The 13,564-nt window shown below is 61.9% G+C and carries 17 protein-coding genes; all 17 read left to right on the forward strand.

Annotation, left to right across the window (positions count from 1 at the left end):
• The first annotated feature begins 11 nt into the window (after positions 1-11).
• The 17 genes from KRZ98_RS02870 (at position 12) to nuoK (ending at position 13,555) form a co-directional block, all read left to right on the forward strand.
• Positions 12-1,094: a L,D-transpeptidase family protein gene (locus tag KRZ98_RS02870; RefSeq protein ID WP_217672144.1), complete on the forward strand. Its 1,083-nt coding sequence runs from the start codon at positions 12-14 to the stop codon at positions 1,092-1,094.
• Between the two features lie 2 nt (positions 1,095-1,096).
• On the forward strand, positions 1,097-1,651 hold the full coding sequence (locus KRZ98_RS02875; RefSeq protein ID WP_217672412.1) for a M23 family metallopeptidase: 555 nt from the start codon (positions 1,097-1,099) through the stop codon (positions 1,649-1,651).
• A gap of 102 nt (positions 1,652-1,753) precedes the next feature.
• Positions 1,754-2,317, forward strand: coding sequence for an elongation factor P (efp, locus tag KRZ98_RS02880; protein WP_119743854.1), 564 nt, complete (start codon positions 1,754-1,756; stop codon positions 2,315-2,317).
• A 96-nt stretch (positions 2,318-2,413) separates the two neighbouring features.
• A complete protein-coding gene (locus tag KRZ98_RS02885) occupies positions 2,414-3,226 on the forward strand; it encodes an inositol monophosphatase family protein (RefSeq protein ID WP_217672145.1) in 813 nt (270 codons plus the stop codon).
• A 128-nt stretch (positions 3,227-3,354) separates the two neighbouring features.
• Positions 3,355-3,729: an NADH-quinone oxidoreductase subunit A gene (locus KRZ98_RS02890; protein WP_006959701.1), complete on the forward strand. Its 375-nt coding sequence runs from the start codon at positions 3,355-3,357 to the stop codon at positions 3,727-3,729.
• The gene (locus tag KRZ98_RS02895) at positions 3,720-4,274 is read left to right on the forward strand and encodes an NADH-quinone oxidoreductase subunit B family protein (RefSeq protein WP_217672146.1); all 555 of its coding nucleotides are present in this window, start codon (positions 3,720-3,722) and stop codon (positions 4,272-4,274) included. Before KRZ98_RS02890 ends, KRZ98_RS02895 begins: the two co-directional genes overlap by 10 nt.
• 1 nt (position 4,275) lies before the next feature.
• On the forward strand, positions 4,276-5,079 hold the full coding sequence (locus tag KRZ98_RS02900) for an NADH-quinone oxidoreductase subunit C (RefSeq protein WP_217672413.1): 804 nt from the start codon (positions 4,276-4,278) through the stop codon (positions 5,077-5,079).
• Positions 5,079-6,314 carry an NADH-quinone oxidoreductase subunit D gene (locus KRZ98_RS02905; RefSeq protein ID WP_217672147.1) on the forward strand — a complete coding sequence of 412 codons (1,236 nt, stop codon included), beginning with the start codon at positions 5,079-5,081 and terminating at the stop codon, positions 6,312-6,314. The genes KRZ98_RS02900 and KRZ98_RS02905 overlap by 1 nt, the downstream gene beginning before the upstream one ends.
• The gene (locus KRZ98_RS02910) at positions 6,311-6,595 is read left to right on the forward strand and encodes a hypothetical protein (protein WP_217672148.1); all 285 of its coding nucleotides are present in this window, start codon (positions 6,311-6,313) and stop codon (positions 6,593-6,595) included. The genes KRZ98_RS02905 and KRZ98_RS02910 overlap by 4 nt, the downstream gene beginning before the upstream one ends.
• Positions 6,588-7,256, forward strand: a complete 669-nt coding sequence (locus tag KRZ98_RS02915; protein ID WP_217672149.1) for an NAD(P)H-dependent oxidoreductase subunit E — start codon at positions 6,588-6,590, stop codon at positions 7,254-7,256. Before KRZ98_RS02910 ends, KRZ98_RS02915 begins: the two co-directional genes overlap by 8 nt.
• A gap of 106 nt (positions 7,257-7,362) precedes the next feature.
• Positions 7,363-7,512, forward strand: coding sequence for a hypothetical protein (locus KRZ98_RS02920; protein WP_217672150.1), 150 nt, complete (start codon positions 7,363-7,365; stop codon positions 7,510-7,512).
• Positions 7,512-8,858 (forward strand): NADH-quinone oxidoreductase subunit NuoF, encoded by a 1,347-nt coding sequence (nuoF, locus tag KRZ98_RS02925; protein ID WP_217672151.1) that lies wholly within the window; start codon positions 7,512-7,514, stop codon positions 8,856-8,858. The genes KRZ98_RS02920 and nuoF overlap by 1 nt, the downstream gene beginning before the upstream one ends.
• 2 nt (positions 8,859-8,860) lie before the next feature.
• Entirely contained in the window at positions 8,861-10,867 is a 2,007-nt protein-coding gene (gene nuoG / locus KRZ98_RS02930; protein ID WP_217672152.1) for an NADH-quinone oxidoreductase subunit NuoG, read from the forward strand.
• A gap of 118 nt (positions 10,868-10,985) precedes the next feature.
• Positions 10,986-12,035, forward strand: coding sequence for an NADH-quinone oxidoreductase subunit NuoH (gene nuoH, locus KRZ98_RS02935; protein ID WP_217672153.1), 1,050 nt, complete (start codon positions 10,986-10,988; stop codon positions 12,033-12,035).
• Positions 12,032-12,517 carry an NADH-quinone oxidoreductase subunit NuoI gene (nuoI, locus tag KRZ98_RS02940; protein ID WP_017184597.1) on the forward strand — a complete coding sequence of 162 codons (486 nt, stop codon included), beginning with the start codon at positions 12,032-12,034 and terminating at the stop codon, positions 12,515-12,517. Before nuoH ends, nuoI begins: the two co-directional genes overlap by 4 nt.
• Before the next feature lie 124 nt (positions 12,518-12,641).
• Complete coding sequence (locus tag KRZ98_RS02945; RefSeq protein WP_217672154.1) at positions 12,642-13,253, forward strand: NADH-quinone oxidoreductase subunit J; 612 nt, start codon at positions 12,642-12,644, stop codon at positions 13,251-13,253.
• Positions 13,250-13,555, forward strand: a complete 306-nt coding sequence (gene nuoK, locus KRZ98_RS02950; RefSeq protein ID WP_004211745.1) for an NADH-quinone oxidoreductase subunit NuoK — start codon at positions 13,250-13,252, stop codon at positions 13,553-13,555. The genes KRZ98_RS02945 and nuoK overlap by 4 nt, the downstream gene beginning before the upstream one ends.
• The last annotated feature ends 9 nt before the right edge of the window (positions 13,556-13,564 follow it).

Consider the following 13,564-nt stretch of genomic DNA (forward strand, 5'->3'; position numbering starts at 1 on the left):
AGAGTATCGTCTTGAAACAGTCTCTGCTTGTGGCGGCTCTATGCTGTTCGGCTTGCAACATGTCGGTGACGGAGGCGAATGACAGCGCCGCCGACCGCCAAGGCGAGGAGCAGGCCGCGTCGCAGCCCGCGGCTGACCCCTATGCCTTTGTCGTGCAGCCCGAACCGGCGGGCGCTCCGCCGCGTGTGGATTCGATCCTGCAAGCGCAGGTCGCGCTCGACCGGGCAGGTTTTTCGCCTGGCGTGCTGGATGGCAAGGAGGGCATGTCCTTCACCAAGGCGCTGACCGGGTTCCAGCAGGCGCGGGGGCTGACGCCCAATGGGCAATATGATGAGGCGACGGCCAAGGCTTTGCTGGGCGATGCGCCGCCGCCCGCGACCTGGCTGGTGCAGGTGCCGGATGGTTTTGCGCGCGGGCCGTTTGCGGCGCTGCCCAAGGGGTTGAACGAGCAGGCGAAACTGCCTGCGCTGTCCTATCGCAACCTGCTGGAGAAGCTGGCGGAGCGGTTTCATACGACGCCGGAAGTGCTGGTTGCGCTGAACCAACCCGGCACGAAGGTTGGTGCCGGGACGAGCGTCCGCGTGCCAGCGGTCGCCAACCAGCCGGTTGCGACCATCGAGGGCGATGAACGTGGCTGGGGTGAAACGCTGGCCAGTCTGGCGGTAGCGAAGGACCAGCCCAAGGCGGATCATATCGTGGTCGACAAGTCCGAAGGGCTGCTCAAAGTCTATGACGCCGATGACAAGTTGATCGCGCAATTCCCCGCGACGACCGGGTCGCAACATGATCCGCTGCCGATCGGCAACTGGACGGTGAAGGGCGTCAGCCGCAATCCCGACTTCCACTATAATCCCGACCTGTTCTGGGACGCCGCGGCCAAGGATGAGAAAGCGGTTCTCAAACCCGGCCCCAACGGCCCCGTGGGCGTGGTGTGGATCGACCTGTCGAAGGATCATTATGGCATCCATGGCACGCCGGAGCCGCAGAATATCGGCCGGACGCAAAGCCATGGCTGCATCCGCCTGACCAATTGGGACGCGGCGCGGCTGGCGCAGATGGTGCAGGGCGGCATGAAGGCGGTGTTCCAGCCGTGAGGCTGCGTGCGCGGAGGTGGGGCGGGGCGGCGTTGGCGCTGCTGACGTGCATTGCATTCGCGCATTTTTGCGTGCGGATCGTCCCTGCGGATGGACCAGAGCCTTCCGTTAAGCGTGGCGGCGGGACCCTGGTTATTCCTGTCGAGGATGTGCCACCCGCTGCGTTAACTGACACCTTCACCCAGGCGAGGGACTCCGGCGCACGACCCCATGACGCGATCGACATCATGGCGCCACGCGGCAGCGCGGTGATCGCGGCGACGGACGGGCGGATCGAAAAGCTGTTCTGGAGTGAGGCAGGCGGGCGGACGCTGTATCTGCGTTCGCCGGATCGGCGGACCCTCTATTATTACGCGCATCTGGACGGCTATGCGCCGGGCGTGCGCGAAGGGCTGGCGGTGCGGCGAGGGCAGCGGATCGCGCGCGTGGGGAGCAGCGGCAATGCCGATCCGGCAGGGCCGCATCTTCACTTTGCGGTCCACGCCATCGCACCGGGTGAGCCATGGCATGGCGGGCGTCCGGTCAACCCCTATCCGCTGCTGACCGGAACGCATTGACGCCCCTCTTGCCCTGCGGCCCGTCTGTCTGTATTGGCCCGCCCAGCCTTTTTAGCGAAGGCGCGGCTCTTTTCACCACAGACATACAGGCAGGCTCTTCCCATGAAGATCAGCGGCGTGGACATTCGTCCCGGCAACAATATCGAATATGAGGGCGGCCTGTGGCGCGCTGTCAAGATTCAGCACACCCAGCCCGGCAAGGGCGGCGCCTATATGCAGGTGGAGCTGAAAAACCTGATCGACGGCCGCAAGAATAACGTCCGCTTCCGCTCCGCCGAGAGCGTCGAGCGTATCCGGCTCGACACCAAGGATTTCCAGTATCTCTACGCTGAAGGCGACATGCTCGTTTTCATGGACCAGGAAACCTATGAGCAGATCAATCTGCCGCAGGAATTGTTGGGTGATGCGGCTGACTTCCTGCAGGACGGCATGGAAGTGACGCTGGAAATGTATGAGGAGCGGCCGATTTCGGTGCAGTTGCCCGACACGATCGAAGCGACCGTGGTGGAAGCCGACGCCGTGGTGAAGGGGCAGACCGCCTCTGCCAGCTACAAGCCCGCGATCCTGGACAATGGCGTGCGCGTCATGGTGCCGCCGCACATCGTCAGCGGCACGCGCATCGTCGTCGATGTCTATGCCCGCGAATATGTGAAGCGCGCGGACTGACGCGACTTCAATTTCAGGGGAGGGCGTGTCGCGCCCTCTCCGTCACATGCCCTCTCCCGACCCCTCCCGCCAGCGGGAGGGGAGAAAGACATAAAAATGGTCAGCCACTCAGGCCTTCTCACCGTCATGGAACGCGCCGCGCGCAAGGCCGGCTCCAAGTTGCGCCGCGACTTTGGCGAGGTCGAGCATCTTCAGGTGTCGCGCAAGGGCCCGGCCGATTTCGTGTCCAAGGCCGACCAGCAGTCGGAAAAGACGCTGGTAGAGGAATTGCAGAAGGCGCGGCCCGACTGGGGTTTCCTGCTGGAAGAGGGCGGGGTGATCGAGGGTGATCCCTCCAAGCCGCGCTGGATCATCGATCCGCTGGATGGCACCACCAATTTCCTGCACGGCATCCCGCATTTCGCCATCTCTATCGCGGTCGAGGAGCCGCTTTATGGCGGCAAGCGCGAGATCACGACGGGTCTGGTCTATCAGCCCTTTTCCGACGAAAGCTATTGGGCGGAAAAGAGCCGCGGCGCGTGGCGGCATGACCAGCGGTTGCGCGTGTCGGCGCGGCGCGACATGGGCGAATGCCTGATCGCGACCGGTATTCCCTTCATGGGCCATGGCGATTTTGCGCAATGGACCCGCATTTTCGGCGCGGTCGCCCCGTCGGTCGCAGGGATTCGCCGTTTTGGCGCGGCCTCGCTCGACCTCGCCCATGTGGCGTCGGGTCGTTACGATGGTTTCTGGGAAAGCGGTCTCCAGCCTTGGGATGTTGCGGCCGGCATGTTGCTGGTGCGCGAAGCGGGCGGTTTCGTGTCCGATTTCCGCGGCGGCGATCAGGCGATCGAGCGCAAGGAAATCATCGCGGGCAATGACGCGATCCACAGCAAATTGCACAAGCTGGTCGCCAACGCCCTGCGCTAAGGTCCATCTAGGCCAAGCGCTTCAGGGGCTTGGCCTTTTTGCGATTCATTCTCAGCCTTTAGGCCCCTTGCTTCGCATATGCAGCAGGCCTAAAGCGCCCCCACAACCTTTTCGCCCAGGGGATAACGTTGGTCGATCTTGCCCAATATCTGCCGATCCTGATCTTTCTTGGGGTCGCGCTGCTGCTCTCCAGCGCGTTCGTCTTTCTGCCGATGCTGGTGGGCCGCCTGACCGGCGCGCACAAGCCGGACCCGGCCAAGCTCAGCGAATATGAATGCGGCTTTCCCGCGTTCGAGGAGCCGCGCAGCCAGTTCGACGTCCGCTTCTATCTGGTGGCGATCCTCTTCATCATCTTCGATCTTGAAGCGGCGTTCCTGTTTCCCTGGGCGGTGAGCCTCGACCAGATCGGCTGGGCCGGCTGGGCGACGATGATGATTTTCATAGCGGAGCTGGTGCTTGGCCTCGTCTATGCGTGGAAGAAGGGAGCGCTCGATTGGGAGTAGAACTCTATACCCCGGCGCCCGGCACTTTGCCCGCGCAAGGGACGCAGCCCGATCAGGATTTTTTCAATTCGCTCAACAGCGAAGTGAATGACAAGGGTTTCCTGGTCACATCGACCGAGGATCTGTTCACCTGGGCGCGCACTGGTTCGCTGTGGTGGATGACGTTCGGCCTGGCCTGCTGCGCGGTCGAGATGATCCACGTCAACATGCCGCGTTATGACATGGAGCGTTTCGGCGCTGCCCCGCGCGCATCCCCGCGCCAGAGCGACGTGATGATCGTCGCGGGCACGCTGTGCAACAAGATGGCTCCCGCGTTGCGCAAGGTTTACGACCAGATGTCGGAACCGAAATATGTGATTTCCATGGGGTCGTGCGCGAACGGTGGTGGCTATTATCATTATAGCTATTCGGTAGTGCGGGGCTGTGACCGGATCGTGCCGGTCGACATCTATGTGCCGGGTTGCCCGCCGACTGCCGAAGCCTTGCTCTATGGCGTGATGCAGTTGCAGCGGAAGATCCGCCGGATCGGGACGATTGAGCGTTAAGATGGGCCATTCCGCACCGAAAATCGCGACCATCGAGGGGATCACGCAGGAAATCGAGGCGATCCTCGGTTCGATGCTGGTCGAGACGGTCGATCATGCCGATGAACTGAGCTTCACCGTGCTGCGCGATGCGCTGCCGCAGGCGATGACGCTGCTGCGTGACCGCGCGCAGTATCAGCAGCTGATGGAGATTGCCGGGGTCGATTATCCCGACCGTCCCGAACGGTTCGAGGTTGCCTATCATCTGCTGAGCGTGACGCGGAACCACCGAATCCGCGTGAAAGTGTCCACCGATGAGGATTTGCCGGTGCCGACCGTCACGCACATCTGGCCCGTGGCGGGCTGGCTGGAGCGCGAAGTGTTCGACATGTATGGCGTGGTGTTCGAGGGCAATACCGACCTGCGCCGCATTCTGACCGACTATGGGTTCAAGGGGCATCCGCAGCGCAAGGATTTCCCGCTGACCGGCTATGTCGAGCTGCGCTATTCCGAAGAGGATAAGCGCGTCGTTTATGAGCCGGTGAAGCTGGCGCAGGACTTCCGCAGCTTCGACTTCATGTCGCCATGGGAAGGCGCGGAATATATCCTGCCGGGTGACGAGAAGGCCAAGGGCGAAGCGCCCGGCGCGCCGACGCCTTCGGCTCCGGCTGCCTCCACGCCCAAGACGACCGAGAAGAAGGCCGACACCGGCGCTGGCGAAGCGGCAAACAAGGCGTCGCAGGTCAAGTCGGCCGATGCGCCCGCCAAGCCTGCGTCCGCGACGGATGAAGGCAAGGGCGCCGCCAAGCCGGAGGACAAGGCATAATGTCCGATTATCTCGAAAAGCTGGATCATCATACCGATGCCGCCGATCCGACCTATGGCGACACGGAAATCCAGAATTATACGATCAATTTCGGCCCGCAGCATCCTGCGGCGCACGGCGTGTTGCGCCTCGTCATGGAGCTGGAAGGCGAGATTGTCGAACGCTGCGACCCGCATGTCGGGCTGCTGCATCGCGGCACCGAAAAGCTGATAGAATATAAGACCTATTTGCAGGCTTTGCCCTATTTCGACCGGCTCGATTATTGCTCGCCGCTCGGCATGGAGCATAGCTATGTGCTGGCGATCGAAAAGCTGCTGAACCTGGAAGTGCCGCTGCGCGCGCAATATTTGCGCGTGTTCTTCGCGGAACTGACGCGCATCTGCAATCATATGCTGAACCTTGGGTCGCACGTCATGGACGTGGGCGCGATGACGCCCAACCTGTGGCTGTTCGAGATTCGCGAGGATTGCCTCAACTTCTTCGAGCGCGCGTCGGGCGCGCGGATGCATAGCGCCTATTTCCGTCCGGGCGGCGTGCATCAGGATGTGCCGCTCAAGCTGCTGACCGACATTGCCGACTGGCTCGACGGCCGTCTGCCGCGCCTGTTCGAGGATGCGATCAGCCTTGTCGCAGACAATCGCATCTTCAAGCAGCGCAATGTCGATATCGCGATCGTGTCCAAGGAAGATGCCCTGAAGTGGGGCTTTTCCGGCCCGATGCTGCGCGGGTCGGGCATTGCGTGGGATATTCGCAAGGCACAGCCCTACGACGTCTATGACCGGGTCGATTTCGACGTGCCGGTCGGCACCCAATATGACTGCTATGATCGCTTCATGGTGCGCGTGGAGGAGGTCCGTCAGTCGGTGCGGATCATGAAACAGTGCCTGAACGACATGCCCGAAGGCGCGATCGCCAGCTTCGACCGCAAAGTATCGCCGCCCAAGCGGGGCGAGATGAAGCGGTCGATGGAAGCGCTGATCCACCACTTCAAACTCTATACCGAGGGCTTCCATGTGCCCGCAGGCGAAGTCTATGTCGCGACCGAAAGCCCCAAGGGCGAATTCGGCGTCTATCTGGTCGCGGATGGCAGCAACAAACCCTATCGCTGCAAGATCCGCCCGACCGCGTTCAGCCATTTGCAGGCGATGGACTTCATGATGAAGGGCCATATGCTGGCCGACGTCACGGCGGTGCTTGGCTCGATGGACATCGTGTTCGGGGAGTGTGACCGGTGATTGCGGCTTTAACGCGATTGATTGACCGGGAGATCGCTTTCATGCGTGGTCCGGTACTGTCGTTGCTTTTTGGCGCGTCTCCCATTGCAGTTATGGCGCTTGTTACGGGTGAACGGCCGGCTGATGGGCCGGTATGGGCGTTAGCTCTGGCGATCGGACTTGCTGCTGTTTGGACGACCTTTGTTTTTTGGCGATATATTCGCTTCCAAGTTTGGGAGTTCAAATATCTGAGGAACTTGGGTGCCATTGAAAAAGAAGAATTGAGGAAGCGGCATGGCTGACGCACCCCATATCCCCGACGAAGCCGAGACCCGCGCGCGCTGGGGCGCGTTTGCGTGGACGGCGGAGAATGCCGAGCAGGTAAAAACCATCATCGCCCGCTATCCCGCCGGTCGCCAGCAGTCGGCGGTCATGCCGCTGCTCGACCTTGCCCAGCGGCAGGTGGGGGCGGAGACGCAGACGCAAGGCTGGCTGCCCGTGCCGGTGATGGAATATATCGGCGATCAGCTCGATATGCCCTATATGCGCGTCTACGAAGTCGCGACCTTCTACACCATGTACAATTTGGCGCCCGTGGGCCGCTATCATGTACAGGTGTGCGGCACGACGCCCTGCATGTTGCGCGGCTCCGACGATGTATTCGCGGCCTGCAAGAACAAGGGCTTGGTCAAGGGCGCGACGACGCCCGACGGCCTGTTCACGCTGACCGAAGTCGAGTGTCTGGGCGCGTGCGCCAATGCGCCGATGGTCCAGATCAACGACGATAATTACGAAGATCTGACCTATGACAGCATGAGCGCGGTGCTGGAAACGCTGGCCGCTGGTGGTCAGCCCAAGATCGGCCCGCAGATCGAGCGTCAGACGAGTTGCCCGGAGGGTGGCCCGACGACGCTCAAAGAGATGGTCGAGGGCAATCATGATTATCGGGGGGCGTGGGCGTGACGCATTTCACCTCCGTCATCCCAGCGAAGGCTGGGATCTCGTGCGTTGGCGCGCTGCCGCCTGAGACCCCAGCCTTCGCTGGGGTGACGGTGAATGGTGCCGTCGCATGAGCGCCCTGATCGCCATCATCCTTGGTCTGATCATCTTCGTGATCGCGCTCAAGATTATCGGGGCGGTGCTGGGTCTGGTCATCGGGCTGGGGCTGGCCGTCATCATCTATTTCGTGGCTGAAAAACTGATCGGAAAGGGCCGCTGATGGCCGACGAAACCGCCCCTGTTGCGCCGCCGCCTCCACCGCCGTTCGTCGGCCCGCTGGAGGACCGGGACCGCATCTTCACCAATGTCCATGGCTTTCAGGACTGGGGGATCGACGCGGCGATCATGCGTGGCGACTGGGATAATACCAGGGCGCTGCTGGCGCTGGGCCAGGACGCGATCATCGACATCATGAAGGCGTCGAACCTGCGCGGCCGTGGCGGCGCGGGCTTCCCGACGGGCATGAAGTGGAGCTTCATGCCCAAGGAAAGCAAGGATGGCCGTCCCAGCTTCCTGGTGATCAACGCCGACGAATCCGAACCGGGGTCTTGCAAGGACCGCGAGATCATCCGCCACGATCCGCACAAGCTGATCGAAGGGGCGCTGGTCGCGGGCTTCGCGATGCGCGCGCGGGCGGCCTATATCTATATTCGCGGCGAGTTCATCTACGAAGCCAAGGTGTTGTTCGCGGCGGTCGAGCAGGCTTATGCCAAAGGCTTCATCGGCAAAAATGCCTGCGGGTCGGGCTATGATTTCGACGTGTTCGTGCATCGCGGCGCGGGCGCTTACATCTGCGGCGAGGAAACCGCGCAGATCGAGAGCCTGGAAGGCAAGAAGGGTCAGCCACGCCTGAAACCGCCTTTCCCGGCGGGCGCGGGTCTCTATGGCTGCCCCACCACGGTCAACAATGTCGAGAGCATCGCGGTGTCGCCGACGATCCTGCGGCGCGGCGCGGCCTGGTTCAACCGCTTCGGGCGGGAGGGTAATCGCGGCACCAAGCTGTTCCAGATCAGCGGTCATGTGAACAAGCCCTGCGTGGTCGAGGAATCGATGTCGATCCCGTTCCGCGAACTGATCGACCGTCATTGCGGCGGCATTCGTGGCGGATGGGACAATCTGCTGGCGGTGATCCCCGGCGGATCGTCGGTGCCCTTGGTCCCCGCGCGCGAAATCATGGACGCGCCGATGGACTTTGACGGGCTGAAGGCGCTCGGCTCCGGCCTTGGCACTGCCGCCGTCATCGTCATGGACAAGTCCACCGACATCGTCCGCGCCATTTCGCGCCTGTCCTATTTCTACAAGCATGAAAGCTGCGGCCAATGCACGCCATGCCGCGAAGGCACGGGCTGGATGTGGCGGGTGATGGAACGGTTGCGCACTGGCGACGCGGACCTCTCCGAAATCGACATGCTGCATCAGGTGACCAAGCAGGTCGAAGGCCACACCATCTGCGCGCTGGGCGACGCAGCGGCCTGGCCGATCCAGGGGCTGATCAAACATTTCCGGCCTGAAATCGAGCGGCGGATCAACGAGCGCGGCGCGCCGGTGATGGAGGCAGCGGAGTAATCATGCCCAAGGTCAAAGTTGACGGCGTAGAATTGGACGTTCCGGCGGGCGCCACCGTCCTGCAGGCGTGTGAGCTGGCGGGGAAGGAAATTCCGCGCTTTTGTTATCATGAGCGGCTGTCCATTGCGGGCAATTGCCGCATGTGCCTGGTCGAGGTGAAGCCCGGACCGCCCAAGCCGCAGGCGTCGTGCGCGCTGCCCGCTGCCGAGGGGCAGGAGATCCGCACCGACAGCGAAATGGTCAAGAAGGCGCGCGAAGGGGTGATGGAGTTTCTCCTCATCAACCATCCGCTCGATTGCCCGATTTGCGACCAGGGTGGCGAATGCGATTTGCAGGACCAGTCGGTCGCCTACGGCCGCGGCGCGTCGCGCTATGACGAAAATAAGCGCGCGGTGACCGAGAAGAATATGGGTCCGATCGTCAAGACGGTCATGACCCGCTGCATTCAATGCACCCGTTGCGTGCGCTTTGCCGAGGAAGTCGCGGGTGTGCCGGAAATCGGCGCCATCTATCGCGGCGAAAATATGCAGATCACCACCTATCTGGAACATGCCGCCAAGAGCGAGCTGTCGGGCAATGTGGTCGATCTTTGCCCGGTCGGTGCGCTGACCGCCAAGCCTTATGCGTTCGAAGCGCGACCCTGGGAGCTGAAAAAGACCCATGCGATCGACGTGATGGATGCCGTTGGCACCAACATCCGTCTCGACAGCCGGGGCCGTCAGGTGCTGCGCGCGGTGCCGCGCATCAATGATGACGTGAACGAGGAATGGGCGTCAGACAAGACCCGGCACAATGTCGATGGTCTGGTGCGCAAGCGGCTCGACAAGCCTTATGTGCGGCGGGACGGCAAGCTGGTCCCGGCGACCTGGGCGGAGGCTTTTGCAGCCATCGCGGCGGTTCAGCATGGCGGCAGCGTTGCCGCTATCGCGGGCGACCTGCTCGATTGCGAGACGATGTTTGCCGGCAAGGCGCTGGTCGAGAAACTGGGCGGGACGATGCTCGAAGGGCGTCAGACCGGCCTTGCCTATGACGTGTCGAGCCTGTCGTCGGTGGTGTTCAACACGCCGCTCGCCGATCTGGAAACCGCCGACGTCATCTTGCTAGTCGGCACCAATTTGCGCTGGGAAGCGCCGCTGGTGAACACGCGGCTGCGCAAGGCGATCAAGAAGGGTGCCAAGGTTTTTGGCATCGGGCCTGAGTTTGACCTGACCTACAAGGTCGAGTGGCTGGGCAATGATGCGTCGCTGCTGGGCAAGCTGCCCGACGCAGTGATCGAGGCGTTTGGCAAGGCCGCGCGGCCCGCGATGATCGTGGGTGGCGGTGTGCTGGCCAAGGACGGCGCGCATGGCGACACGCTGGCGCTGGTCGAGACGCTGGGCCTGATCAAGGACGGCTGGAACGGTTACAACGTTCTGCATTTTGCGGCGGCGCGGATGGGCGGGTTGATGCTCGGCTATGCCACGGCTGGCGGGATCAAGGCTGTGGCGGCGGTCAAGCCAAAGCTGCTGTTTGCGCTGGGCGCGGATGAGGTCGATTATGCCGCCTTCTCTGACAGCTTCAAAGTCTATGTCGGCCATCATGGCGACAAGGGCGCGCACGCGGCGGACGTGATCCTGCCGGGGGCCAGCTATGCCGAAAAGGCTGGCACCTATGTCAATCTGGAAGGCCGGGTGCAGCGGGGCGAAAAAGCCGTGTTCGCGCCGGGCGATGCCCGTGAGGACTGGTCGATCCTGCGCGCTCTGTCCGAAGTGATGGGCGCGACGCTGCCGTTCGACAATTTCGAGCAACTGCGCGCTGAAATGATCAAGGCGGTGCCTGCATTGGGTGTCGAGGGTCTGGCCGATTATGGCTGGTCGATCCCATCCTTGCCCACCGGCGCGACCGGCGAACTGGCTTCGCCGATCAAGGATTTCTACCTGACCAACGCCGTCTGCCGCGCCAGCCCGACGATGCAGCAATGCTCGGCCGAACTAGTCCATGGGGTTGAATTTGCGGAGGCGGCGGAATGAGTCGGGTCATCGCAACTTTCGTCATCCCAGTGAAGGCTGGGATATCTCTTCCTTCCCACGCTGCCAAGAAAAGTGGGATGCCAGCCTTCGCTGGCATGACGGTTGGGGAATTTAGCAAGTGACCGCTTTCTTCCAAAATCTGGGCCTGCCCTTTGCAGGTGCCTGGTTCCTCTCGACCATCATCGGCATCCTCGTGATCGCCCTGCCGCTTATGCTGGCCGTCGCGATGATCATCTATGCCGATCGCAAGATCTGGGCCGCGATGGCGCTGCGGCGCGGGCCGAACGTGGTTGGTCCCTTCGGCCTGCTCCAGTCCTTTGCGGACGGGGCCAAGGTGTTCCTGCAGGAAACGATCATCCCGTCGGCGGCGAACAAGGCGCTGTTCATCATCGCGCCGATCATCACCTTCACGGTGGCGCTGCTGGCCTGGGCGGTGGTGCCATTCGACGTCGGCGTGGTGCTGGCGGACATCAATGTCGGGCTGCTCTACATTCTCGCCATCTCGTCGCTGGGCGTGTACGGCATCGTGCTGGCGGGCTGGGCGTCCAATTCCAAATATCCATTCTATTCCGCGATCCGCGCATCCGCGCAGATGATCAGCTATGAAGTCTCGATCGGCTTCATCCTGATCTGCGTCGTGCTGTGGGCAGGCAGCTTCAACCTGACCGCGATCGTGGAAAGCCAGAAGGGTTATTATGGCTTTCTGAACGGCAATGGCTTTAATCCGCTGCTCTTCCCGATGGCGATCATGTTCCTGATCTCCGCCATGGCCGAAACCGCGCGCGCGCCGTTCGATCTGACCGAAGCGGAAAGCGAACTGGTCGCGGGCTACCAGACCGAATATTCGTCCATGGCCTTCGCGCTCTACTGGCTGGGCGAATATGCCAACGTCATCCTGATGTGCGCATTGAATGCGATCCTGTTCTGGGGCGGCTATCTGCCCCCGGTCGACTGGGCGCCGCTCTATTATGTGCCGGGCATCCTCTGGCTGTTCGCCAAGATCCTCTTCTTCTTCTTCGTCTTTTCCTGGGTAAAGGCGACGGTGCCCCGCTACCGATATGACCAGCTGATGCGGCTGGGCTGGAAGATTTTTCTGCCCACCTCGCTCTTCTTCGTCTTTCTGGTGTCGGGCTTCCTCATGCTGACGCGCTATGGAGGCGCACAATGAGCCTCGGATATTACGTCAAAAGCTTCACCCTCTGGGAGTTTGTGAAGGCGCACTGGCTGACCTTGAAATATTTTTTCAAGCCCAAGGCGACGATCAACTACCCTTACGAGAAGAACCCGATTTCGCCGCGGTTCCGGGGCGAACATGCGCTGCGCCGCTATCCCAACGGGGAAGAGCGCTGCATCGCGTGCAAGTTGTGCGAGGCCGTATGTCCGGCGCAGGCGATCACCATCGAGGCGCAGCCGCGCGAGGATGGCAGCCGCCGCACGACGCGCTACGACATCGACATGACCAAGTGCATCTATTGCGGTTTCTGCCAGGAAGCCTGCCCGGTGGACGCGGTGGTGGAAGGCCCGAATTTCGAGTTTGCGACCGAAACCCGCGAGGAGCTGATCTACGACAAGGCAAAGCTTCTTGAAAATGGTGACAAGTGGGAACGCGCGATCGCCGCGAACCTTGCCGCCGATGCGCCTTATCGGTAATGCGCGCCGTGATTTACACATACCCCGTTCGGGCTGAGCCTGTCGAAGCCTTGTCCTTCTGTTCAAGAAGAGCGGCCCTTCGACAAGCTCAGGGCGAACGGATGCTGGGGGGTCTTTGGGACCAATGATCCATGTTCTCGCCTTTTACCTGTTCGCGATCCTGGTGGTGTCCAGCGGTGCGCTGACGATCCTGTCGCGCAACCCGGTCCATTCGGTGTTGTGGCTGATCCTGGCCTTCTTCAACGCGGCGGGTCTGATGATCCTGCTGGGCGCTGAGTTCATCGCGATGCTGCTCGTCATCGTCTATGTCGGCGCGGTCGCGGTGCTGTTCCTGTTCGTCGTCATGATGCTCGACATCGACTTTGCCGAATTGCGCGCGGGTTTCGTCAGCTACCTGCCTTTTGGCCTGCTGATCGCTTTTGTGCTGTTGGCCGAGATCGTACTGGGCATCGGCCTGTGGAGCGCTGGCCCCATCGAACTGGCGCAGCGCGCCGCGCCGACTGCGCCGGAGGTGTCGAACATCAAGGCGATCGGTACGCTGCTTTATACCCGCTACATCTTCCTGTTCGAGGCGGCGGGCATCGTCCTGCTGGTCGCGATGATCGGTGCGATCGTCCTGACCCATCGGGCGCGGGGCGGGGTGAAGGGCCAGACTATCGCCAAGCAGAATCGCCGCCGTCCGCAGGATGCGGTCCGCAATATCAATCAGCCCGTCGGGCAGGGGGTGGAGCTGTGATCGGCCTTCAACATTATATGGTGGTCAGCGCCATCCTGTTCGTGATGGGGGTGCTGGGCATCTTCATCAACCGCAAGAATGTCATCATCATTCTGATGGCGATCGAGCTGATTTTGCTCAGCGTGAACATCAACCTTGTCGCCTTCAGCGCCTTTCTGGGCGATCTGGTGGGGCAGGTGTTCAGCATGTTCGTGCTGACCGTCGCGGCGGGTGAGGCGGCCATCGGGCTTGCCATCCTCGTCATTTACTTCCGTGGTCGCGGCACCATCGCCGTCGACGATGTCAACCGGATGAAGGGCTGAGCCTGAACT

It is taken from the genome of Sphingobium sp. AS12 (assembly GCF_019097845.1).
GTDB lineage: Bacteria > Pseudomonadota > Alphaproteobacteria > Sphingomonadales > Sphingomonadaceae > Sphingobium.

Excerpts from the sequence above, each read along its gene's own strand:
- nuoF (WP_217672151.1), top strand. The coding sequence starts at position 7,512 with ATGGCCGACGAAACCGCCCCTGTTGCGCCGCCGCCTCCACCGCCGTTC.
- KRZ98_RS02885 (WP_217672145.1), top strand. The coding sequence starts at position 2,414 with ATGGTCAGCCACTCAGGCCTTCTCACCGTCATGGAACGCGCCGCGCGC.
- efp (WP_119743854.1), top strand. The coding sequence starts at position 1,754 with ATGAAGATCAGCGGCGTGGACATTCGTCCCGGCAACAATATCGAATAT.
- KRZ98_RS02900 (WP_217672413.1), top strand. The coding sequence starts at position 4,276 with ATGGGCCATTCCGCACCGAAAATCGCGACCATCGAGGGGATCACGCAG.
- KRZ98_RS02915 (WP_217672149.1), top strand. The coding sequence starts at position 6,588 with ATGGCTGACGCACCCCATATCCCCGACGAAGCCGAGACCCGCGCGCGC.
- nuoI (WP_017184597.1), top strand. The coding sequence starts at position 12,032 with ATGAGCCTCGGATATTACGTCAAAAGCTTCACCCTCTGGGAGTTTGTG.
- nuoG (WP_217672152.1), top strand. The coding sequence starts at position 8,861 with ATGCCCAAGGTCAAAGTTGACGGCGTAGAATTGGACGTTCCGGCGGGC.
- KRZ98_RS02920 (WP_217672150.1), top strand. The coding sequence starts at position 7,363 with ATGAGCGCCCTGATCGCCATCATCCTTGGTCTGATCATCTTCGTGATC.
- KRZ98_RS02905 (WP_217672147.1), top strand. The coding sequence starts at position 5,079 with ATGTCCGATTATCTCGAAAAGCTGGATCATCATACCGATGCCGCCGAT.
- KRZ98_RS02945 (WP_217672154.1), top strand. The coding sequence starts at position 12,642 with ATGATCCATGTTCTCGCCTTTTACCTGTTCGCGATCCTGGTGGTGTCC.